The following is a 24,599-nucleotide window of genomic DNA, read 5'->3' as shown; positions in this document are numbered from 1 at the left end:
TCTTATTTTATTGTGGGGGAACCACCGGCAGCCCCCAAGTTTTCATGGGCGCTGCCGGTCTTAAGATAAAGCGCGGCGATCAGGCCTGACGGGCCTTGCGGCGCGCGATCAAATCCTCGGCGATCTTCTTATTTTCCGCGCGGTTAAGCGGATAGACCATGAGAAGCGCCGCAGCGATCAGGAAGCAGGCACCGGCATAAAGACCGCCGGTCAACACCACGCCATGAACGGCTTCCGGAGTCTGGGTCGCGGTGCCAGCGGCATAGCCATAGAAGGAGAACAGCGCGCCCACAGCCGCCTGGCCGAGGGTGAGGCCGATCCAGAGGGCGAACACCACCGCAGAGGTGATGATGCCATCGGCGCGGCGGCCCTTCTTCCATTCGCCGTAATCGGCGACGTCGCCCATCATCGACCACAGGATCGGACCGGAGATACCGAAGGAGAACTGGCGCAGCACTTCCACACCGACCACCAGCGGGGTGTTACCCGCGGGCAGGAAGATCAAGGAAACGGTGAGAAGGCCGGTAAGCAGCATGGAGATGAAGAAGAGATGCTTCTTGCCGATGCGGATCGAAACAAAGTTCGAGCAGGCGACGCCGACGAGCAGCGAGGCGAGGCCGAAACCGTTCAGCCAGGAGAAGATGTTCTCATCGCCCTGGAAGAGCTTGCAATAGGGCAGCATGGCATTGCCGCGCATGCAGAGGGCGGCGAAATAGAACAGCGTGGCAAGGAAGAGAATCGCCCAGGGCTTGTTCGAGAAGAGATCGGACACATCCTGCTTCAGCGAGCGCTTCTGCTGCGGATCGGGAATGATGCGTTCCTTGGTGGTGAGGAAGCAGATCACGAACATCACCATGGCGGTGACCATCAAAATGCCCATGGTGTATTGATAACCGCGCGCCAGATCGGCCGGGTTCTTGGAGCCGCCCGCGAAGATGTTGATCAGCGGCACCACCAGGGCGCCGACGATGAAGCCTGCGGAATTGGCCGCGATCTGACGGAATTGCGAGGCCGAGTTACGCTCATCGGGATCATCGGTCATCACCGCATTGATCGAGGCGTAAGGCACGTTGTTGACCGTGTAGATGCCGCGCAGCAACGCATAGGTGACCCAGGCATAGATCAGCTTGGCGGCGGGCGAGATATCGGGGGTGGTGAAGGTCAAGACGCCGATGACGCCGAAAGGCAGCGCCGTCCAGATCAGCCAGGGGCGGAATTTACCCCATTTGGTCACCGTGCGGTCCGCGATCACGCCCATGATCGGGTTGACGAAGGCGACCGCGATGCCGACCACCAGGAACATGAAGGCGGCTTGATCTGGCGGCAGGCCGAAGACGTCCACATAGAACGTCACCTGCAGCGAGATCATGAATTGGAAGACGAAATTGGCTGCCAGATCGCCGAGGGCATAGCCAGCCTTCTCGGTGAAAGAAAGTTTGTGACTCATTCATCCCTCCCTGTCGCCGGCTTTTGCCGGGCTCTTTTCCGCTCGCTCCTTGGGAGACGGCGGCCCTCACTTTGTTATGACCGCCTCAAACTTCGCAATGGGGGCGGGCATCGCAATGGCCCCTCCACATTTGCGTTCATCCGGCAGCTCGTTTATGGACACAAAGCTTAGTGTTAGCGTTATCAAAGAGCAACGGGCGTTTTAGCGCCGCCGCTGCCCAAGCCGTTTGAAAACCGATCCTGCGATGCGGCATGCTGGCCCCCGGCAATACAGCCCCTTGACTCGCCCTGCCCCACCGCTTGTGTTACCGGTCACAATAGCATCGCCCAGGGAGAACTGCCATGCTCAAGATCGAAGCCGCCCGCGTCATCGTATCGAGTCCGGGCCGCAATTTCGTGACCCTGAAGATCGAAACCAAGGATGGCGTCTATGGCGTCGGCGATGCCACCCTGAATGGCCGCGAGCTGGCCGTAGCCAGCTATCTTCAAGATCACGTCATCCCCTGCCTGATCGGGCGCGACGCTCACCGTATCGAGGACATCTGGCAGTTCCTCTATCGCGGAGCCTATTGGCGCCGGGGACCGGTCACCATGTCGGCGATTGCCGCGGTGGACATGGCGCTGTGGGACATCAAGGCCAAGGTGGCGGGTCTGCCGCTCTATCAGCTCCTCGGCGGGGCGAGCCGCGACAACGTGCTGGTCTATTGCCATGCCAATGGCAAAACCATCGAGGACACGCTGGAAGACGCCGTGAAGCATAAGGAGATGGGCTATAAGGCCATCCGCTTGCAGGCGGGCGTGCCGGGGCTGAAATCGACCTATGGCGTGCCGAAAGGCAAAGAGGCTTACGAGCCCGCCGATGCCGATATCCCGACCGAAAACCTCTGGTCGACCGAGAAGTACATGCGCTCGCTGCCGAAGCTCTTCGAAGAGGGCCGCCGCGTTTTGGGCGATGACGTGCATCTGCTCCACGACGTGCATCACCGCCTCACCCCGATCGAAGCGGCGCGCCTCGGCAAGGATCTGGAGCCCTATCGCCTCTTCTGGCTGGAAGACACGGTGGATGACGACAATCAGGAAAACTTCCGCATCATCCGCAAGCACACCACCACGCCCTTGGCGATTGGCGAAATCTTCAACTCGATCTGGGACTGCCGTACCCTGATCCAAGAGCAGCTCATCGATTATATCCGCGCCACCATCGTGCATGCGGGCGGCATCACGCATCTGCGCCAGATCGCGCATTTCGCCGATCTCTTCAATGTGAAGACGGGCTTTCATGGCGCCACCGACCTCTCCCCCATCACCATGGCGAGCGCCCTGCATTTCGATATGGCGATCCATAATTTCGGTATTCAGGAGCACATGCCCCATTCCGAGCAGATGGAGAGCATCTTCAAGGTCAATTACACCTTCGAGGACGGCTTCATGCATCCGAGCGAAACCCCGGGCCATGGCTGCGATATCGATGAGAAGGAAGCCGCCAAGTATCCCTATAAGCGGGCGTATTTGCCGGTGAACCGCCTGGAACAGGGCGGCGCGATGTGTAACTGGTAAGGGGCGCGCGGTCCGGGTTCGAGGAAATTTTCGAATTACCCCTTGAACCCTGCGCCCCTAATTCCCACATTCGTTATATCGCAAGAATTCCAAGGGTCGCCCAAAAGGCGGCCCTTTTGTTTTTGGGAGATCGCCCCCCTACTCTACCCGTCATGGCCGGACCTGACCTGGCCATGACGAAAGAAAAAAGGCCGCTGTTCCCAGCGGCCTTTCGTTTTTTCGAAGAACTTCAGCGGCTTAATGCGCTGCGGGTTCAGCTTCTTCATGTTTGTGCTGCTGGGCGATCAGGACGTAGATCGCGGGCACCACGAAGAGGGTGAAGAGCGTGCCGATGGCAAGACCGGTCGCGATCACCAGACCGAGGTTGTAGCGCGCTGCCGCGCCTGCACCCGCCGCGAAGATCAAAGGCATCACGCCCAAGACCATGGCTGCGGTGGTCATCAGGATCGGGCGCAAGCGGATCGCCGCGGCCTCTTCCACCGCCTGGCGCTTGGAATAGCCCTGGTGGATCTGAAGGTCGTTGGCGAAGCGCACGATCAGAATGCCGTGCTTGGAGATCAGGCCGATCAGGGTGACGAGACCCACCTCGGTGTAGATGTTGAGGCTCGCCCCGCCGACGCCCAAGGCGACGAAGAGAAGCGCACCGGCAATCGACATCGGCACCGAGACAAGGATGGTCAGAGGATCGCGGAAGCTTTCGAACAGAGCCGCCAGCGCCAGGAAGATGATGATCAGCGCGAAAGCGAAGGTTTCGATCAGCGCGCTCGATTCCTGCATGAACTGGCGGGTGGCACCGGCATAGTCCACCTTATAACCCGGCGGCATCACCTTTTCGGCGATCCCGTTCAGGATATTGACGGCATCGCCCGTGGTGATGCCCGGCCGCGGAATGAGGGTCAAAGTGGCCGCATTCTGCTGCTGGAAGTGATCGAGCGATTCCGGGGTGACCTTGCTCTTCAGCGTCGCCACGGTGGACAGCGGGATCGAGGAGCCGCTCGACGAGCGGATGTAATAGCTCGAGAGCTGGCTCGCATTGAGGCGGAAGTTCTGCTGCACCTGCGGGATCACCTGATAGGCGCGGCCCGAAAGGTCGAAGTAGTTGACATAACCGCCGCCCAGCATCGAGGTCAGCGCATTGCCGACATCGCTCATGGTCAGCCCCATGCCCGCCACCTTATCGCGGTCGATCACGACTTCGATCTGCGGGTTGTCGTATTTCAGGCTGGAGTCGATGTAGAAGAAGTTGCCCGATTTCTCGGCTTCATCAACGATCTTCTGCGTCACCTCGTTGAGCTGGGTGAAGCCCTGCGTGGTCTGAATGACGTACTGGACGCCAAGGCCACCCGGGCCCGGCAGCGGCGGAATCTGGAAGGCCGCAGCGCGCACGCCCGCGATCTTGGAGAGTTCCGACTGCAACGTGACCTTGGTCTTATCCTGCGACTGCTGAATCTGATCGGCCGAACGGCTGCGTTCGCTCCAGGGCTTCAAGACGATGCCCATCAGGTTCATGGTCGAGGACGAGATCTGGAAGGTGTGGTCCGTCTCCGGGAAAGACCGCGCCACTTTCAGGGCCTGGGCCTGCCAGATAGAGGATTGTTCCAGAGTCGAGGTCGGCGAGGGCGTCAGCATGGCCAGCATGAAGCCCTGGTCTTCGCTCGGCGCCAGTTCGTTCTTGGACGAGACGAAGAGGAAACCGATCATCACAAAGATGATCGCGGCAAACACCACCACCACACGCAGGTCGTTCAGAACGCTATGCAGCGCCTTGCTGTAGGCCGTGTGCAGCTTCTCGAACTTCTCGTCGATATAAGTAACGATGCGGCGCTCAAGATCGGAACGGCGCGCACCATGCGGCAGGAGCAGACGGCTCGACATCATAGGCGACAAGGTCAAGGCCACGATGGTCGAGATCGCCACCGCGCCCACCAGGGTGAAGGCGAACTCGGTGAAGAGCGCGCCGGTCAAGCCGCCGATGAAGCCAATCGGCACATAGACCGCGATGAGCACGATACCCATGGCGATGATCGGCCCGCCAAGCTCGCGTGCCGCCAGGATCGAGGCGTCGTAGGGACTCTTGCCCTCCTCGATGTGGCGGCTGACGTTCTCCACCACGATGATGGCGTCGTCCACCACCAGGCCGATGGCAAGCACGAAGGCCAAAAGGGTGAGAAGGTTCAGCGTGAAGCCAAAGGCCATCATGAATATCCCCGCGCCGATGAGCGACAAGGGGATGGTCACAATGGGGATGATCACCGCGCGCGGAGACCCCAGGAAGACGAAGATCACCAAAATCACGATGATGATCGCCTCGATCAGGGTGTGCTCCACCTCATCGATGGCCGAGGAGATGAACTTGGTCGAGTCATAGGCGACAAAGGAGTCCAACCCCTTCGGCAGCTGGGCATTGATGGTGGGCAACGTCGCCCGCACGCCCTTGATCACATCCAGCACGTTGGCGCTGGGGGTGACGTTGACCGCGATCACCACGCCCTGGTTACCGTCGAAGCGGGCCTGGGAATCGTAATCCGTCGAGCCGAGGGTCACCTGCGCTACATCGGCGAGCCGTACATAGGCCCCGTTGCTGGATTTGATGTTGAGATTTTCGAACTCCGCCACCGAATGCAGATTGGTCGAGGCGGTCAGGTTGATCTGCACCATCTGCCCGCGGGTACGGCCCACAGCGGAAAGATAGTTGTTCGAGCCAAGGACATTATAAACGTCCGTAGCCGTGAGGTTGTAGGCGGCGAGCTTCTGGGGATCGAGCCAGACGCGGATGGCGAAGGTCTTGCCGCCGAGAATCTGGGCCTGCTGCACGCCCGGCACGGCCTGAATCTGTGGCTGCACCACGCGGATCAGATAGTCGGTAATCTTGTTGGTCGGCAGCACCTTGGAATTGAAGGTGATGTAGAGCGCCGCCGTCGATTGGCCGACCGCGATGGAGATCACCGAGGCCTGCGCCTGCGGTGGCATCTGGTTCTTGACCGAATTGACCTGGGTAATGATCTGCGCCAGCGCTTTGGAGGCGTCTTGGTTGAGGCGCAGATTGACGGTGATGGTCGACATCCCCTGCACCGATTTGGACGACATGTAGTCGATGCCGTCCGCCTGGGCGACCGCGTTTTCCAGCGGCGTGGTGATGAAGCCCGCCACCGTTTCAGGGCTGGCGCCGTAATAGGCCGTGGTGATGGTCACCACGGCGTTCTGCATCACCGGATACTGGCGTACCGGCAGAGAGGTGATTGCTCTTAGGCCGATCACGAAAATGGCCAAGCTCACCACGATCGCAAGGACCGGGCGCTTGATGAAGAGATCGGTAAAATTCATGGGCGTCGCGCCTATCTCTTAAACGGGCCTATTGCTGGATCGGGTTAGGCGCAGCGTCATTGGGCATACGGATCGAATTATTGACGAAGACGACAGCGCCATTCTTCAGCTTGAGCTGACCGGCGCTGACGACCACGTCTTTCTCGGTGATCCCCGACAGGATGGCCACCTGGTCGCCGCGGGTTTCGCCAACCGTGACGAAGCGCTGATTGGCAACCAGAATGTCCTTGCCCTTATCGTTCTTGGCCGGCGTCACCACATAGACGACGTCACCATAGGGATTATAAGTGACGGCGGTCTGCGGCAGGGTGAGCTGCGGACGCGGCGTGCCGATATCGGTGCTGACATTTGCAAACATGCCCGGCAGGAGGATTTTGCCTGGATTGCTGATTTCGGCGCGCACGCGAACATTGCGGGTGGCCGAATCCACCTTGGGGTCGAGCGCCAGGATCTTGCCCTTGAAGACCTTGCCCGGCACCGCGTCGGTCGTCACCGTGATCGGATCGCCCGGCTTCAGGATCACAGCCTGCTGTTGGGCCACGGTGAAATCGACATTGATGGGATCGAGCTGCTGCAGGGTGACCATCGTGGTGCCTGCATTGACATACTGGCCGACATCCACCTGACGAATACCGATGCGGCCCGAGAAGGGGGCACGAATGGCTTTCTTCTCCACCATCGCGGCTTGGGCTTCGGCCTGAGCAACCGCCGACTTCCAATTGGCGAGCGCCTGATCATAGGCCTGCTTGGAAATAGCGTTGGACTGGGCCAACGCGGCGTTGCGCTTGTAGGTCACGGTATATTGATCGGCGGTGGCACGCAGCGCGGCGAGCGTGCCCCGGTCGCTGTCATCGCGCAGCTGGATGAGGAGATCACCCTTCTGGACGTCCTGGCCGGGCTGGAAATTGATCTTGGTGACGATGCCGGCCACTTCCGCGGCCATATCCGCGCCTTGCACGGCATGCAACGTACCCACAGAGGAAACCTGGCCTTGCCACGGCAATTTGACGGCATGGGTGGTCGAAACCGCCTGCGGCTGGATAAAGTCGCTCTTGGACATGATCACATTCATGAACAGCCAAGGCACGAATTTCAGCCAGAGGATCAAAAGCGCGAAGACGATCCCGGAAATGATCAAAACCCAGCGCATGCGGCCGGTCATGAAGCGGCCAGAGCTCTGCATCGCCAGAGCGCTACCGTCGCGCAAGGTTTCTTCGCGTGCCATTGTGATTCCCGTAAAAATGTGCGCGACAGGGCGATAATGCCCTCCGCCGACGAATACCAGTCACATTACGGGGAATAGCTAGTGAAGAATAACTGACTTGCAAGGGCCGCTTAGGCGTTTTTACGTACCAAAATGCCCCTTATAGGCTGCTAAAGCGCCTGGAAATGGCGATAGTGCCCTTTCCAGCACCCCTTGAAGCACCGAAATGGCGAGCCCGTAATTGGTCATTTCTGTCTGAACCGTCTCGGCTTCACCCATGCGCGCCAAGACCTCATGGCGCGTCATCACACATCCGCCACAGTGTATAATAAGCCGATAATCCTTGAGATCGGCCGGGAAATCATGGCCGGCGCAGGTGGATATATCGAGTTCGCAGCCTGAAAATTGCCGGAGCCAGCGCGGAATTTTCACCCGGCCGATATCGTCTTCCAGGGGATGGTGGGAGCAGCCTTCCGCAATCAGGATGCGATCGCCGGGCTTCAGCCGGTTCAAAACGCCTGCCCCGCGGGCCAGCGCATTGAGATCGCCTTTAAAACGGGCAAAGAGGATCGAGAAGGTCGTGAGCGGAATACCCTGCGGCGTATCGGCAACGACACGCGCTACCACCTGGGAATCGCAAACGACGAGATCAGGCGGCGTTTTGAGACGCGAAAGGGTCGCGGCGTATTCGCGATCCTTCACCACCAGAGCGCTGGCATCGCTATCGAGCAGATCGCGCAAAGCTTGGACCTGGGGCACGATTAATCGCCCTGCGGGTGCGCCCAGATCAATCGGCACCACCAGTACCGCGAGACCGCCCGGCGGCAAGAGATCGCCCAGAAGGCTCGGTGGTGCTGTATATAATGTGGGCAAAAGACCGCGCACCGCATCCTTGAAGGCTTGACGGAAGCTTTCCGCAGCTCCGCCCGTGGCGCTGCCGGAAATCCAGGCCAGCCGCTTGACGTCGATCAGCGAGAGAAAATCCGCCGAAGGCTCGGCAAGGTCGGTCTTATTGATCACGATCAGGACCGGCACCTTGGCGGCGCGCGCCTCGTTGATGAGATTATCCTCGTAAGCGCTCCAGGCGTCCGGCGTGACCACCAGCGCCAATATGTCGGCACGGCGCAGCGCCTTTTGGGTCATGGCGATGCGCTGGCTGCCAAGCTCGGACGCATCATCGATACCTGCCGTATCGATCAGGGTTACAGGGCCGAGCGGCAACAGCTCCATGGTCTTTTCAACCACATCGGTAGTGGTGCCCGGCAGAGCGGAGGTGATAGCGAGGTCTTGGCCCGCCAACATATTGAGGAAAGAGGATTTGCCGACATTCACCCGCCCGGCGATGCCGATATGAAGGCGGCTGGCTTTAGGAGTAACCGGCAGATCCATGTTTCCAAATCCCGATTTGTCTTTTTGTTTTTGTATCACCGTCATGGCCACGCAAAAGACTGGATGGCCGGGTCGAGCCCGGCCATGACGTAAAATTATCCGACCCTCTTCCGCATGAAGCTAGTGACCAAGTTTGATGAGGTTGGGTGCGGAGAGAACTTCGTCCACGATGCCGTGACCGAGGCGCGAGACCAGAAACTCCCGCAAAGAAAGTTCGGGCTTACCGGCTTTGGCAACGGCGTATTCTTTCGCCAGTACCTCGGCGCGCTCATAACCGATCTTGGGCAGAAAGGCGGTGACGAGCGTCGGACTGTCGGAAAGATACGCGGCGCAGCGCGCAGCATCCGCTTCGATAGCGGCAACATGTTTGGTGAAAGCACGCGCGGCGGAGTTCAGCATCTCCAGGCTTTCCAGAAGCGTGAAGGCCAGAAGCGGCATATACTCATTGATCTGCAGCGTGCCATGGGCGGCGCATTCGGCGATCACCGCATCATTGGCCCTGACTGCCATGGCGATCTGCATCACCGACTCCGTCATCACCGGATTGATCTTGCCCGGCATGATGGAGGACCCCGCCTGCAAGGGTGGCAGCGCGATTTCGCCCAGGAAATGCAACAGACGCAGATCGGCCGCGATCTTGGAGAGATTGGCGGCGGAGGCTTTGAGGATTCCCGAAACCTCGACAAAGGCATCTGCATTGGCCGTGCCGTCGATAACATTTTCGCTGCGTGCCAGACCCATGCCGGTCAGCGCGCGCAAGACTTCGATGACACGGAAGATGAAAGCGCGCGGCGCGGTCAGCCCAGTGCCAATCGCGGTGCCGCCAAGATTGACGAGCCTGAGCCTCTCTTCGCATTTAAAGGTGCGCCAGCGGTCGCGCGCGATGGCTTCGGCAAAAGCGGAAAACTCCTGGCCCAGCGTCATCGGCACGGCGGGCTGCAATTCGGTGCGGCCCATTTTCGGGATCGCTTGAAAGGCGGTTTCCTTTTCCTGGAAGGCGCCTTGCAGCTTGGCGAAGGAATCGGCGAGCCGCCGCACGCCCGCAATCGCGGCTATGCGCAAGGCGGTGGGATATACGTCGTTGGTCGATTGATGGAGATTAACGTGGTGCAAGGGATGCACGCTCGCATAGTCGCCCGGCGCCTTGCCGAGATGCGCCAATGCGAGATTGGCAATCACCTCATTGAGATTCATATTGGTGGAGGTGCCGGCCCCGCCTTGCAACGCGTCGAGCGGAAACTGGCGCTCCATCGCCCCGCCCTCACACACCTCAGCACAAGCGGCAATAATCGCGTCAGCGGCGTCGCGCTTTAAATGCCCAAGCTCGGCATTGGTCACCGCGCAGGCGTGTTTGACCACCGCCATGGAGGCGATCAGCACATAAGGTACGCGCCGCCCCGTGGTGGGAAAATTCAGCCGCGCCCGTTCTGTATGGATGCCCCACAAAGCGCCGTCGGCAATCGCAATTTCGCCGAGGCCATCGCTTTCCTGCCGTTCAGCCATGCCCGCCCCCAGTTTGACGCTTCCTGGCATGGAGAGAGTCGCCCCAGGCGTAAAGCCCGATTTTGCGGCCCGCAAATTCCACCCGCATATTCAGGCAGGATTGGCAGTCTTTCGCATTCTCGTCGATGCAAGGCTTGCCGGGATAAAGCTGGTAATCAGCGCGCACTTCGGTGGGCGACATCTGGGGCATGATCACATTGGCCCCGAAACGAAGGCCCTTTTCGCGCCCGATGGGATCGAGCGCCTGAAGTGCGGTGGTCGCCGCGATGTTCACGTCGCGAAGCTTGAGGCGCGTCACGGCAATCATCAGGAAAGCCAGCCGTAAGCGCTCGGCCACATCTGGGCAAGGCAAATCGCCCAAAGGCGTGCCTGCATGCGGGATGAACGGACCCATGCCGATCATGTCGATATCGAGGGTGGAGAAGAAGAGAATATCGTCAGCGAGGTCTTCGAGGGTTTGGCCCGGCAGGCCGATCATCACGCCGGTGCCGACCTGATAGCCGACCTCGCGCAACAGCTTCAAACATTCCACCCGGCTTTCGAAGCTTTGCTCGGCGGGATGGATGGCTGCGAAGAGTTTGGGATTGGTGCTCTCGATACGCAGCAGATAGCGATGCGCTCCGGCCGCATAGAGGCGTTGATAGGTTTCCTTCGTCTGCTGGCCGATGCAGAGCGTGATGCCGAGACCTTCGGGCTGTTTCTCGCTGACCGTTTCGATGCGGATGCGGCGCACCGCCTCTTCGATGAGATCGATGAATTTCTTGTCCGCACGCTCGCCCGATTGGATCACCATCGAGCCATAGCCCATCTCGGCGCATTGGCGGGCGCAGGAGAGGATATCTTCCAGCGAAAGCGTGTAGCGGTTAACCTCGCGGTTGGATTTTCGGATGCCGCAATAAAGGCAATCGCAGGCGCAGGCGTTGGAGGCTTCGACCAGCCCGCGCAGGTAAACACCATTGCCGCATTCGGCCAGTAGCACCCGCTCGGCTTCGGCACGGACCGCTTCGATTTCGTCTTCCGCCTTGGCAGAGAGCAGCTTGATCAGATCGGCGCGCGTGAGCTCCGGCTTTGCCGCCAGTTCAGCGAATTCTGGCGAGGAAGGCCTAGACCCTTTCTTTGTAGCGGGTGTGCAAAAGTTCATGGCTCTTGCGGCTTAGCGGCCCTTCCGTGAAAAACTCGCGATAGATGCGTAACACATCCGCATTTTCGTGAGACTTGCGTACCACGTCATGCGCATCCTCGCCATAGAGCGCCTTGGCGCGGGCGGTACGTATTTCCCGGTCGGTCGGAATGGGCTGCCCGCCCCCGCCCAGGCAGCCGCCCGGGCAAGCCATGAATTCGATGAAATGACAGGTCGAAAGCGGCCCGCCCTCAGCGACATCCTGCAGCACCCGCATGGCATTGATGGTGCCATGTGCCAAACCGACGCGGAGGGTGACGCCTTTCAGCCAGTCGAAATCCGGCATTAGATGGGCGAGCAGCTTCGGCACCGGCCCAACCGACGTGATGGGGATTTCGGCCATCCGCACCCCATCGAAGCCGCGCACCGGTTTGATGTCGGCCTTGTCGAAAAGGTATTCCACTTTTTCGCCGGTCACGAGTTCGACCACGGTTCTGAGCGCGGCCTCCATCACCCCGCCCGTCGCCCCGAAAATTACCCCGGAACCGGACGACACGCCGAAGGGATCATCGAAAGGCGAGCCTTCCAGCTTGGGTAGTTCAATGCCCGCCTGTTTCAGCATTCGCGCCACCTCGCGGGTGGTCAGCGCGTAATCGACATCGCGGAAACCGCTGGAATCCATCTCGGGCCGCGCCGCTTCGAATTTCTTGGCGGTGCAAGGCATCAGCGAGACCGAGACGATGCGGGACGGGTCCCAGCCATTCTTTTCGGCGAAATAAGTTTTGATCACCGCGCCCATCATCTGCTGCGGGCTTTTGGCCGAGGAGAGGTTGGGCAGATACGCCGGATAGAAATGCTCGATGAATTTGATCCAGCCCGGCGAGCAGGAGGTGAATTGCGGCAGCCGCGCCGCGTTATCCTTGAGCACAAGCCCTTTATAAAGCCGGGAGAGCAGCTCGGCGCCCTCTTCCATGATGGTGAGGTCGGCGGAGAAGGTGGTGTCGAACACCTTGTCGAAGCCGATCCGGCGCAGCGCTGTGTTGAGCTGATAGGTGAGCGCGGTGCCGGGCTCGCAGCCAAAAGCCTCGCCAATCGCGGCGCGGGGCGCAGGCGCGGTCTGGATCACCACGATCTTGTCCGGGTCCTCGATCGCCTGCCACACCGCTTCGGTGTCGTCGCGTTCGGTCAGCGCCCCGGTTGGGCAGCGATTAATGCATTGGCCGCAATTGATGCATGCTGCATCCTTCATTTCTCGGCCCATGAAGGTCGAGATGCGGCTGTGATCGCCGCGCCCCTCGGTGGTCAGCGCATAGACGCCCTGATAGAGCGCGCACATGCGCACGCAGCGACGGCAGAGGATGCATTTATTCATGTCGCGCATGATGATGTTGCCGGGCGCGGCCTTGTCGAAGAGCGGCGCACGGGGGCGGCCAAAGCGCTCGCTGGTGACGCCGTAATCCTCGCAGAGCTTTTGCAATTCGCAGGTGCCGTTGCGGGCGCAGGCGAAGCAATCGCCGTAATGCTCGCTCATCATCAATTCGAGAATATCGCGGCGGGCATGGCGGATCGCGGCCGAGGTGGTGCGAACCGTCATCGGCCCATGCACCGGCAAAGCGCAGGAGGCATGGAGCTTGGAAAGCCCCTCCACCTCCACCAGACAGAGGCGGCAGGAGGACGGCGTCGCCAGCATGCCGCTTTCTTCATGCTTGGGCCGATCGCTCTCGCTGGTCTGGGAATACAGCGCTTCCGAGCAGAGATCGTCGTGATGGCAGAGGGTGGGAATATGAATCCCCGCGATGCGGGCTGCTTCCAGGACTGTGGTGCCCGGCGCGACGGAGATGTCTTTGCCGTCTATGGTGAGGGTGATGGTTTCGACGTCCATGGTGATCCCCTTCACGCATGCTTGGCAGGCAGATCGCCCGCGAAAGTGTTGAGGATGGAAAGAAAGGCACGCGGGCTCATCTGGCCGAGACCGCATTTTGAGGCGACGCTCATGGTTTGGGCGAGCTGACGCACATTGCGTTCGGCCTCGCGGTCGAGCCCTACTTTGCGCATGCGCGCGATGGCTTCCAGAAGGCGCTGATTGCCGACCCGGCAGGGAATGCATTGGCCGCAAGATTCATCGGCGAAGAAATGCTGGAAATTCTCCGCCACCGCGAACATGTCCTGCCCCGGGCCGAAGACGATAATCGAGCCTCCGGTGGCAAGATCGCCGGGTGTGAGCGTGCGGTCAAATTCTGCGGGCGGCACGCAAGTTCCGCTCGCCCCGCCCACCTGCACCGCCTTGGCATCCTCCGCGCCGACATCGGCGAGGATTTGGCGAAGCGAGGTACCGAAGGGATATTCGTAAACACCGGGCCGCTTGCAATCGCCCGAGACCGAAAAGAGCCAAGCGCCGGGCGCCTTTCGGGTGCCGCGGGATGCAAACCAGGAAGGGCCTTTCAGGAGAATGCAGGGCACCCAGGCCAGGGTCTCGACATTGTTCACCACGGTGGGCTTGCCGAGATAGCCCGCCTGCACCGGGAAGGGGATGCGGTTGCGTGCATCACCCCGGCGGCCTTCAAGGGATTCCAGCAGCGCGGTTTCCTCGCCACAGATATAGGCGCCCGAGCCCATGCGGATGGAAATGTCGAAGGAGAAATCCTTCGCCCCGCCGATCACCTTGCCGAGCATGCCTTCGTCGCGGCAGCGTTCGATGGCGGTTTCGAGATGGGCGCGCAGCCAGCCATATTCGGCGCGCAGGTACAGGATGCCGAACTCCGCCCCTACGGCGCGGCCAGCAATCGCCATGCCTGCGAAGACGAGTTCGGGAAAATCGGTCAGGATCAGCCTGTCCTTGAACGTGCCGGGCTCACCCTCATCGGCATTGCCGATGATGTATTTGGGATGGCCTTCCTGGCCGCGGGCATATTCCCATTTCTTGGCGGTGGGAAAGCCTGCCCCGCCCCGCCCTTTAAGGCCGGAGGCATTGACGATGGCGACGATATCTTCGCCATCCATTTGCGCCGCGGATTTCAAGGCTTCGCTGGCGGAGATATCCGAGAAGGAGAGCTTGTTGCCGACAAAACCGCGTACCGATTTCGGGTCCATCTTGGATTCTGGCATTTTGGCCTCCCCTAATGTTTCAATTCGGCTCCGGCACGCTGGCGATACTCAGTCAGCAGCGCCCGTACGCTCGCCTCGCTGAGGCGCACATGCACGTCTTCATTGACCACCATGGAGGGGCCTTGATCGCACATGCCGCAGCAATTGGTTTGCTCGAGCGTGAAGAGGCCGTCGGGCGTGGTTTCGCCAAAGCCGATACCAAGCTCGGTGATGAGGGTGGCGATGGCGGGGTGATACTCGCCCTGTTTGGCGCAGGAGATGGTACGGCAGACGCGGATGACATAACGCCCGCGCGGCTTGACGCTGAAATAGGCGTAGAAGCTGGCGACGCCATAGACTTCGGTGCGTGGCACAGACAGTGCGGAGGAGACCGCCAGCATCGCGCCTTCCGGGATATAGCTATGGGCGCGGTTGATATCCTGCAGGATCGGCATCAAGGCCGTGCGGCTGCGTCCATGGACACGGACGAGCTGTTCGACCTCGGTCCGCCATTGCTGTTGCGCATCCATGCCGCTCCTCCCTCGAAAAAGGGACGGCGGCGCATGCCCAAACGAAAAGACCGGGCACACGCTCGAAAGAACACGTCCCGCTTGATCCGGCCCGCGCCGGTCAAACCCATAAAATCAGGGGTGAAATTTTCTTTCCTTGCGAAAGATCAAGACCCAAAAAACAAAGAGGGGACCTTTCGGCCCCCTCAAGGATACAGCCGTATCAACGGCTTGGTTCTTATCAGCGGCTCGCCCCCGGGCGCGCCACCGGCTTTTTAATACAGAGGATCGGAGATCGTCAGATCGTCCCAGATTTCCTTCACTGTCCGCTTCAGGTCGAGTTTGCGGTCGTTATACATGGTGTGCAGGAGGTGATGGGCCTTGTCGGAATACGGCTTCTCCAGGAAGTCGCGATAGAGCGCTTTGATCTGCTCATTGTTATGCGACTGGCGGACCTTCTGCTGACGGTCGACCGTGTAGAGCGTGCCGCGGCGCTTCATGGCGTTCGGCATATAGGCCTTCTTGGAGCGAAGGTTGCCGCCGCCATCGACGCAGCCGCCCGGGCAAGCCATGATCTCGATGAAATCGAAATCAGCCTTACCCGCGAGTACCTGCTCGACCAGTTCGCGCGCGGGCTTCAGCCCATGGGCCATCGCCACTTTCACGATGCCGATGGAGCCGCCCATATCGACGGTCGCCGAACGCACACCATCGAAGCCGCGCAGCTGCTCGAATTCGATGAGGTCATATTCTTTTCCATTGGCGACGTAGTACATGGTGCGGACGGCTGCTTCCATCACGCCGCCGGTGGTACCGAAAATGGCACCCGCGCCGGAGAACTCGCTCATATACGGGTTGTCGAAATCCGACGGTTCGCATTTGGCGATGTTGACACCCTCGCGGCGCAGCATGCGGGCGAATTCGCGGGTGGTCAGCACGGCATCGATTTCGGCATCGCCGGTTTCGAGCTTGAGCTGGCCGCGGGCCGCTTCGTCCTTCTTCGCGGTGCAGGGCATGATAGCGATGGTGCGAACCTTCTTCGGGTCCAGGCCCATCTTTTCCGGTAGATAGGTTTTGCAGATCACGCCCATCGACTGCATCGGCGATTTGGTCGAAGAGAGATAGGGCAGGATTTCCGGATAATGGATTTCCGCAAAATTGATCCAAGCCGGGCAGCAGGAGGTGAAGGTCGGGCGCTTGCCGGCGGAGAGCCGCTTCAAGAGCTCGGCGCTTTCTTCCATGATCACCAAATCGGCGGCGAAGTTGGTATCGAGCACGATATCGGCGCCGATCTGCTTTAGGGCCGTGATGATCTGACCTTGGACATTGGCACCCGCCGGAAGACCGAACTCCTCGCCAAAGGCCACGCGTACAGCCGGGGCGAATTGGAAGACGGTGACGATCTCGGGATCATAGATCCAATCGAGCACCTTATCGGTTTCGTCACGCTCTCCCAGCGCACCGGTCGGGCAGACCAGCACGCATTGGCCGCAAGTGACGCACGTAGAGTCCTTCTGGTTCAGACCATTGCGCAAGCCGACGGCCTTTTCCTGGCCGATACCGATCTGCACCAGCGCATCCACGCCTTGGCCTTCGCGGCAAATCGCGACGCAGCGCTGGCAGCGGATGCATTTGGACATGTCGCGGATCATGGCGGGCGAAGAATCGTCGATCGGACGTTTCTCCACGAATTCCGGCTTGAAGAAGCGGTTTTCATGCAGGCCTACGAACTGGGCCACGTCTTGCAGTTCGCAATTGCCGTGGCGCACGCAAGTGGCGCAATCCTGATCGTGGTCAGCCAGGAGGAGTTCGACCTGCAAACGCTGGGCGCTGCGGACGCGCGGGGAGCGGGTCTGCACCACCATGCCTTCCACCACCGGTGTATTGCAGGAGGTGGCGAGCTTCACGCCCGAGCCATTGGTGACTTCGAACTCGACCAGACAGACGCGGCAGGTGCCGGGGGTGTGATCGATATCGTCGAGCTCGCACAGCGTCGGGATATAGACGCCATAGCGGCGGGCGCAATGCAGGATGGTTTCGTTTTCCTCGGCCTCGACGGCCATGCCGTTGATGGTGGCGTGCAGGATCTTCTTTTCGCCGCCGCCGTTGTTGTGATGATTATCCATGGTGGGGCGCTCCTTAATTGTGGGACTCGGGCACGGCTTGCGCCGTGACCACCGAATAGACGCGATAGCAGCGCATGCAGCGCTTGGCCTCGTGATAGGCCTCTTCGCGGCTGATCGGCCGCTCCACCTCCTCAAACATCTGCTTGCGGATTTCAGGATCAAGCTCGGGATGGTGGACGCGGTATTCCGACTTGACCGGAATTTCCTCGACGCCATGGGCGAGCACGTTGTTGTCTTTCAGGATCTGGCGCATGCGCGAGCGCGGGAAAAACCGCACCTTGCCGAGACGCACCCAATCGTCGATGGCGCGCGCCGCTTTTAGGCCTGCCGCCATGGCGCTGATAAGCGTCGCCGCACCCGTCTCGCAGTCACCGCCCGCGAAAACACCTTCGCGCGAGGTCATCAGCGAGGCGTGATCGGCGTCGATGCACTTCCACTTGTTGAGCTTGACCCCATCCTTGTCCTGGATGGCGCCGGACTGGACCTGCTGGCCAATGGCGGCGATCACGGTCGAGCACGCCAGCACGCGTTCGGTGCCGGGGATCGGCTCGACATTACGGCGGCCCTTGGCGTCCTTCTCGGTCTGGCGCATATGCACCAGCTTCACGCCCACCACCTTACCGTCTTCCGAAAGGATTTCGGTCGGGTTGGTAAGATAATGCATCACGATGCCTTCCGCCTCAGCGGCCGTGATCTCTTCCTTGTCGGCGGGCATGTCATCGCGGGTGCGGCGATAGACGAGATGCACCGTGCGCGCGCCCATGCGGATAGCCGAGCGGACGCAGTCCATCGCGACGTTGCCGCCGCCGACGACCACGACATCGCCTTCCAGCTTGACCGGCTTGATGCCCGCCACATGGTCATGCACCTTGAGCAGGAAGCCGATGCCGGATTCATACCCCTTGAGCGAGGTGTCTTCGTTGGCGACGCCCATCTTGGTGCCTTCCTGGCAGCCAAGGCCGAGGAACACGGCGCGGTAGCCTTTGGCGAAGAGATCGTCGACCGAATAATCCTTGCCGAGCTTCTGGTTGAAGAGGAAGCGGCCACCTAACGCGGTGATGATGTCCATTTCGGACTTCAGGATGTCCTTCGGCAGGCGGTAGGAGGGAATGCCGATCGCGGCCATGCCGCCAGCTTGCGGCATCGCTTCATAGATATCGACATGATAGCCGTGCAACAGAAGGTGATAGGCGGCGGATACGCCCGCCGGGCCGGCCCCCACAACCGCGACCTTGAAGGAGGACGGCAGCGGTTCGGCGATCATGCTCTTGGAGAAGGTGAGCGCGCCGGTGTCTTTCTGATAGTCGGCGACATAGCGCTTCAGGGTTTTGATGCCCACCGCTTCGTCAACCAGATTACGGCGGCAGGCCATTTCGCAGAAGCGCACGCAGACGCGGCCGCAGGTGGCGGCCATCGGGTATTTCTGCAGGATGACGCCGAGCGAATGGGACGGCTTACCGTCGCGGATGTAATCGATGTATTGCGGCACGTTGATCTTGGAGGGGCAAGCCTCGATGCAGGGCGCGGTGACATAGACCATGCCTTCCTGATCGGGTTGCTTGCCTTCTTCGATCTCGGCCTCGAACTCGTCACGGAAATTTTCCAGGGCATCGAGCAGCGCCCGGCCGCAGGTCATGCCGAGACCGCAAAGCGAGGTATCGTTCATTTGGCGGGCGAGCGCCGTGATATCATCAAGGTTGAGGGCGGAAAGCTCGCCCTTGCGCAGGGAAGCGAGCGCATCACGGACTAGCACCGTGCCCATCCGGCAGGGGGTGCACTTGCCGCAAGACTGTTCAGCAGCCTTGTCCATATAGCGCCAGAAGGTATCGATCAGGCTGACGCCCTTGTCGAACACGAAAAAACCCCGGTCGCCGACGAAAGCGCGCACGGGGTTTCCTTCGTTGAAGACGTCGATGTTTTTCAACGCAACGGGATTTTCCGGCGCCGGTTTTGTTGGATCGCGGTAGTCGTGAACGGCTCCGTTCCAGACGCCGTAGACGATATGTGACATAATCCTGGTTCCCTGCTTTTTAGTTATGCAGAGAGACCTCGCCTGGACGCGAACCCTGATGAGGCACGCAAATCCGTGTGGGCCTCTTTTTTTCTCCTCTGCTGTAATCGCAGAGTGCAACAGGATACATAGGCGAAAACGCAAATTTGGGGTATCGCGACAAACAGCCCCGCTTTTGCGGAAAATCAAATACGACGCGTACTCAATTGTCTTATGAGGAAACTGTTAGGTGTGCCTATTATTAGGCATTCTGAATGCATCTTATCGGCACAGTTTGGGCTGATAGCGATTCTCATCGCGCTCAGGCTTAATGGAAATCACGCGACTTCGGCACGGCCCGCACATTGCGCGGATGACGATGCATCGCGCTCAGGCCATCTGAAACAGCATCTCCGTCTTCGGAAAGACGCTCCAGCTCTATTGTCCGGTCGAAAATGCGCTCCGCGACCAAATGCACCACGCCCTCTTCACTGCGCTGAATTTTTCCGCAAACGAGCAAGAGACGTGCAGACATAATCTCACGCCGGAAGGTTTCGACCAGACGTGGCCAGACCACAACGTTGGTGACCCCGGTGTCATCACTCAATGTTACAAATACTACGCCCGCGTCACCGGGCATCTGCCGCACGAGCACAATTCCCGCGCAGGCGACCGGCGTGCCGTCCGGGGCTTGATTGATTTCGGCACAGCTTTTGCTGCCTTCGATTTCGAAGAGCGGCCGCAAGAACTCCATGAGATGTGCGCGCAGCGACAGGCGCAGCATCTGATAATCGGCCAGCACATGTTCAGAGAGCGGCATCACAGGCAGCGGCGCGATATTCTCCGGCTCCTGCGCCTCGACATACTGCGCGTCAAAGAGCGGCAGGCCCGACGGGTCGGCGATGCGACGAACTGCCCACAAGGTTTCGCGCCGGTCGGTGGCCAAAGACTGGAAAGAATCAGCTTCCGCGAGGATCACCATGGCGCGCTTGGGCAGCACCGTGCGCTTGGCGAGCGATTCGACGCTGCGATAGCCATTGCCACGGGCAAGGCGCAGGGTCTCGGCCCAGTCCTCGCGAAAGCTCTCGACTTGGCGAAAACCCAGCCGCACCGCAAGGCCGGGTTCCAGCGTGTTATGCCAATCGCTGAAATTGACGTCGACATGGCGGACATCGACCCCATGCTCGCGGGCGTCGCGGACGATTTCGGCGGGGGCGTAGAAGCCCATGGGCTGGGAATTGAGCAGCGCACAGCAGAACGCCGCCGGATGGTGCTTCTTCAGCCAAGCCGAGACATAGACCAGATGGGCAAAGCTCGCCGCATGGCTCTCGGGAAAACCATAAGAGCCGAAGCCCTCGATCTGACGGAAACAGCGTTCGGCGTAGTCCTGTTCATAGCCGCGCGCCACCATGCGGCCGACGAATTTTTCACGGAAACTGTCGATGGTGCCGAGATTGCGGAAGGTTGCCATTGCCCGGCGCAGACCATTGGCCTCTTCAGGCGAGAATTTCGCTGCCACAATGGCGAGCCGCATCGCCTGTTCCTGAAACAGCGGCACGCCCTTGGTCTTGTTAAGCACCTCATAAAGCTCATCGGGCGGGCCATGTTCGGGCGCAGGCGAGGGAAAGGTGACCTCTTCCTTCCCAGAGCGGCGGCGAAGATAAGGATGCACCATGTCGCCTTGGATCGGACCGGGGCGGACAATCGCAACCTCGATGACAAGATCGTAGAAATTTTCCGGCTTAAGCCGTGGCAGCATGTTCATCTGCGCCCGGCTTTCGACCTGGAAGACGCCTATGGCGTCGGCCTCCTGCAGCATCTTGTAAACGGATTCATCCTTGCGCGGGATGCCCGCCAGAGTGAGGGTCTTGCCCTCATGCACCCGGATGAGATCGAAGGCCTTGCGGATGCAGGTCAGCATGCCGAGGGCCAGGCAATCGACCTTCATCATGCGCAGGACGTCGATATCGTCCTTATCCCATTCGATGAACCAACGGTCCTTCATGGTGGCCGGGCCCACCGGCACGAGTTCATCCAGCCGGTCATGGGTAAGCACGAAGCCGCCGACATGCTGCGAGAGATGGCGGGGAAAACCGATCAGCTCATTGGCAAGCCCCACCGCGCGGGCGATCAACGCATTCCTGGGATCGAGCAGGCCCTGGCGCACCTCGCTGTCTTTCAGCCGCCCGCCCCAGCTTCCCCATACCCCTGAAGCCAGGGCCGAGGTGACATCCTCGGTCAGACCAAAAACCTTGCCGACCTCGCGAATGGCACTCCTTGGGCGATAGCGGATCACCGTGGCGGCAAGCGCGGCGCGGTGGCGGCCATAACGGCTATAGATTTCCTGGATCACCTCTTCGCGGCGCTCATGCTCGAAATCGACATCGATATCGGGCGGCTCTTTGCGCTCCTGGGAGACGAAGCGCTCGAACAAGAGATCGACTTCAGTGGGATCGACAGCGGTGATGCCAAGCACAAAGCAGACCGCGGAATTGGCCGACGAGCCACGCCCCTGGCAGAGGATTTCCTTTTCCTTAGCGAAAGAAACAATGTCGTGCACGGTGAGGAAATACGGCGCGATCTGCATCTGATCGATCAGACGCAGTTCTTTTTTCAGAGTCTTTTCCACCTTCTCCGGCACGAAGCCGTGATACGTCGCTTTGGCGCCCGCCCAGGTGAGGTCTTCGAGATGCTGCTGCGCAGTCTTGCCCTCGGGCACCGGCTCGTCGGGGTAATTGTATTGAATCTGATCAAGGCTGAAACCGACCCGTTCCGCCAGCTTCAGCGTTTCGGTGATCGCTTCTGGTGCCGCCGCAAAAAGCTCGGCCATCTCCCGCGAGGATTTCAGATGCCGTTCCCCATTGGCTTCCAACCGGCGCCCTGCATTGGCGAGGCTGACATGTTCGCGAATACAGGTGACGACATCATGCAACGGGCGGCGTTGAGGAATGTGATAGACGGGATCATTGGTGGCGATGAGTGGCACGCTGGCGGCATCTGCCACACATTTCCAATAGGTGAGACGGCGGGCATCATCGCCCATGAGCGGCATCGACACCCCAAGCCAGACCCGACCCTGCGCCTCCGCCGTCAGTATCGGCAGAAGCGATGCGATCTCGCGCGCCTGCCATTCTGGATGGACCACACCGAGCGCGGAAATATTCCAAGCATGCTTATGCTCTGGTGCCTCTATTCCTTCCCCGAAGCGCGGCGCCATCACCACCAGCAACAGACCCTCTTGCCATTCCAAGAGATCGTCCAGCGCCAAGACGCATTCGCCTTTCGCGGCACGCAACTTACCGACACTTATGAGACGGCAGAGCCGCCCATAGGCTTCACGATCACTGGGATAGGCAATGATATCCGGCGTGCCGTCCGCGAAAACCAGCCGCGCCCCGACCAGGAGCTTAGGCTTCTCGCCCTCTAGCTGTTGAATGGCATCATAGGCGCGCACCACGCCTGCCAGAGAATTGCGGTCAGCAATACCGATGGCGGCGTATTTCAGACACGCAGCGGTTTCTACCATCTCAGCCGGATGTGAGGCGCCGCGCAAAAAAGAGAAATTGGTGGTGACGGCGATCTCCGCATAGGAGTTCATGCAAACACCCCGTGCATGAACCAGCGCTCACCCTCTTCTTTATAGAGCCAATAGCGGCGCCCCTCGTCATCCTCTACCCGGAAGTAATCGCGGGCCGGTCCCGGGGCGCGCCACCATTCCATGGCAATGCGCTCCGGCCCTTCCATGCGGGAGATGCGGTGCACCACATTGCGCCAGCGAAAGCGGTTATCGGACAGGATCGAGACCGGCTCCGGCACCATCTGGCGCAAGGGACGGCGGGGGGCTTCTGCCGAACGGCGCAGCGCTTTCCAGGCGTGCTTAGCAGACTCTGCATATTGGGCCGGAACCGCCGCGAAAGCGCGTTCGGGAATATGGGTGTCTTGGGCGCGGAAAGCGAGAACGCGCGCGCTGCCAAAGCGCGCCGCGAGGCGGTCGATCAAGTGGTGAATCTGTTTTTCGTCGGCAGCCTTATCGCCAAGCTGGGCGGCATCATCGCGGCAGGCTTCACTGCGCAGCGCTTCCAGGCGAATGAGATCGAAGCCGAAGCCTGGATCGAGCGGATCGATGAGCGCATCGAGCTTTTCGCGGAAAAGCCGCTCCAAAAGGGCGGGATCGCGGGTGGGGCTACCGGTTTCGACCGCGATACGCCGGATAGCACCATCGGCGCGGAAGAACACTGCTTCCAGCATCCTGGCGCCCTCGCCCCGCTCCTCCAAGCTCTTGGCCAGATAGCCTGCGAGCTGTTTGAGGCAGGCAAGCATGACTGCTTCTGTCGACACCGGCTCAGGAAAACGACGCTCAACCCGATAAGGGGGCAATGTCAGGCGCGGGCTGATGGGGGTTTCAGCATATCCCAAAGCCGTATCGAGACGCGCCACCATGGCGGCGCCAAAACGAGCGGTGAGTTCGGCGCGACTGCGTGAAGCGACCTTGCCCACAGTCTTCAACCCCGCCCGGCGAAAGGCATGGGTGACGGATGCGTCCAGCGCCAAGGCCTCCACCGGCAAGCCGGATAGCGCCTCGTGATCGCCGCCCACCGGTACCACCGCTTCATCGCGGTAGCGCGCCAGTGCCCGCGCGGCCATGGCGGTTCCAGCCAGCGCGGCCTGCACTTCGAAGCCTTGGCGGCGCAGATCTTTCTTCAAGGTTTGCAGCATGGCCTGCTCGCCACCGAAGAGATGCGTCGAGCCGGTGACATCCAGAAACAGGCCCCGCGGCGCATCCATTGCGACAAAGGGGGAATAGCCGTCACACCAATCGGCCAGACGGGCGAGCAGTTTCGAATCGGCCGGCGCATTGGCGGCCATGACCTTCAGCGCGGGAACCCGCGCGCGCGCGCTCGCCAAGGCCATGCCCGGCTGAAGCCCAAGCCACTCGGCCTTGGCATCGACAGCGGTAAGCCGCATCGCATTCTCTACCTTCGCCACCATGATCAGCGGCAGCGAGGCACCAGGCGGCGGAGATCTCCGCCAGCGGCGCCGCAAACGATCGGTCGCCAGCCTCGGAAACCACAGCGCCAGGATTCGCCGCTCGGAAGAGGCCATCGTCACAACTCCACTCTATACTCCAACACCCGCCACGCCCCGCCCGGTTGCGCTGCAATTCCGCCTCCAGCACAGGCGCACCCCAGACCTCGGTATTTTCACCAGAGGGAAGACTACGGATCCGCCAGCGGGTTTCGGCCACCCCGAGGCTGGGCCTGGAGCCGAAGCGCAAGAGCAACACCGTCACTCTGCTTTCCGCCGCAGCCAGAGTCAGTTTGCGATAGGCAACGAGATCCAGAAGCTT

The 24,599-nt window shown here is 60.4% G+C and carries 14 protein-coding genes; 1 reads left to right on the top strand and 13 read right to left on the bottom strand.

The annotated features are described in order from the left end of the window. Positions 1-79: 79 nt before the first annotated feature. A complete protein-coding gene (locus tag FHS83_RS08785; protein WP_167082612.1) occupies positions 80-1,447 on the bottom strand; it encodes an MFS transporter in 1,368 nt (455 codons plus the stop codon). A gap of 341 nt (positions 1,448-1,788) precedes the next feature. Here FHS83_RS08785 and manD point away from each other — a divergent pair, with 341 nt between their 5' ends. Continuing rightward, positions 1,789-3,003 carry a D-mannonate dehydratase ManD gene (gene manD / locus FHS83_RS08780; RefSeq protein WP_167082611.1) on the top strand — a complete coding sequence of 405 codons (1,215 nt, stop codon included), beginning with the start codon at positions 1,789-1,791 and terminating at the stop codon, positions 3,001-3,003. Positions 3,004-3,240: 237 nt separating this feature from the next. On the opposite strand, the gene FHS83_RS08775 is transcribed toward manD, so the two are convergent. The 12 genes from FHS83_RS08775 to FHS83_RS08720 all read right to left on the bottom strand — a co-directional run bounded on the left by FHS83_RS08775 (position 3,241) and on the right by FHS83_RS08720 (position 24,355). Beyond that, a complete protein-coding gene (locus FHS83_RS08775) occupies positions 3,241-6,327 on the bottom strand; it encodes an efflux RND transporter permease subunit (RefSeq protein ID WP_167082610.1) in 3,087 nt (1,028 codons plus the stop codon). Positions 6,328-6,355: 28 nt separating this feature from the next. Beyond that, positions 6,356-7,552 (bottom strand): efflux RND transporter periplasmic adaptor subunit, encoded by a 1,197-nt coding sequence (locus tag FHS83_RS08770; protein WP_167082609.1) that lies wholly within the window; start codon positions 7,550-7,552, stop codon positions 6,356-6,358. A gap of 120 nt (positions 7,553-7,672) precedes the next feature. After that, complete coding sequence (gene hydF / locus FHS83_RS08765) at positions 7,673-8,920, bottom strand: [FeFe] hydrogenase H-cluster maturation GTPase HydF (RefSeq protein WP_208414331.1); 1,248 nt, start codon at positions 8,918-8,920, stop codon at positions 7,673-7,675. Positions 8,921-9,040: 120 nt separating this feature from the next. After that, on the bottom strand, positions 9,041-10,423 hold the full coding sequence (locus FHS83_RS08760) for an aspartate ammonia-lyase (RefSeq protein WP_167082608.1): 1,383 nt from the start codon (positions 10,421-10,423) through the stop codon (positions 9,041-9,043). After that, the gene (gene hydE, locus FHS83_RS08755; RefSeq protein ID WP_167082607.1) at positions 10,416-11,564 is read right to left on the bottom strand and encodes a [FeFe] hydrogenase H-cluster radical SAM maturase HydE; all 1,149 of its coding nucleotides are present in this window, start codon (positions 11,562-11,564) and stop codon (positions 10,416-10,418) included. Before hydE ends, FHS83_RS08760 begins: the two co-directional genes overlap by 8 nt. Further along, positions 11,527-13,425 (bottom strand): 2Fe-2S iron-sulfur cluster binding domain-containing protein, encoded by a 1,899-nt coding sequence (locus FHS83_RS08750; RefSeq protein ID WP_167082606.1) that lies wholly within the window; start codon positions 13,423-13,425, stop codon positions 11,527-11,529. Before FHS83_RS08750 ends, hydE begins: the two co-directional genes overlap by 38 nt. 11 nt (positions 13,426-13,436) lie before the next feature. Further along, complete coding sequence (locus tag FHS83_RS08745) at positions 13,437-14,648, bottom strand: complex I 51 kDa subunit family protein (RefSeq protein WP_167082605.1); 1,212 nt, start codon at positions 14,646-14,648, stop codon at positions 13,437-13,439. 11 nt (positions 14,649-14,659) lie between these two features. Continuing rightward, a complete protein-coding gene (locus FHS83_RS08740; protein WP_167082604.1) occupies positions 14,660-15,157 on the bottom strand; it encodes an NADH-quinone oxidoreductase subunit NuoE family protein in 498 nt (165 codons plus the stop codon). 254 nt (positions 15,158-15,411) lie between these two features. Further along, positions 15,412-17,262 (bottom strand): [FeFe] hydrogenase, group A, encoded by a 1,851-nt coding sequence (locus tag FHS83_RS08735; RefSeq protein ID WP_167082603.1) that lies wholly within the window; start codon positions 17,260-17,262, stop codon positions 15,412-15,414. Positions 17,263-17,275: 13 nt separating this feature from the next. Then, on the bottom strand, positions 17,276-19,273 hold the full coding sequence (locus FHS83_RS08730) for an FAD-dependent oxidoreductase (protein ID WP_167082602.1): 1,998 nt from the start codon (positions 19,271-19,273) through the stop codon (positions 17,276-17,278). A gap of 307 nt (positions 19,274-19,580) precedes the next feature. Next, positions 19,581-22,850, bottom strand: coding sequence for an error-prone DNA polymerase (locus FHS83_RS08725; RefSeq protein ID WP_167082601.1), 3,270 nt, complete (start codon positions 22,848-22,850; stop codon positions 19,581-19,583). After that, on the bottom strand, positions 22,847-24,355 hold the full coding sequence (locus FHS83_RS08720; RefSeq protein ID WP_167082600.1) for a Y-family DNA polymerase: 1,509 nt from the start codon (positions 24,353-24,355) through the stop codon (positions 22,847-22,849). Before FHS83_RS08720 ends, FHS83_RS08725 begins: the two co-directional genes overlap by 4 nt. Positions 24,356-24,599: the final 244 nt, after the last annotated feature.

This window comes from Rhizomicrobium palustre, assembly GCF_011761565.1.
Classification (GTDB): Bacteria; Pseudomonadota; Alphaproteobacteria; order Micropepsales; family Micropepsaceae; genus Rhizomicrobium; species Rhizomicrobium palustre.
This window is presented reverse-complemented; position numbering and strand designations above follow the sequence as displayed.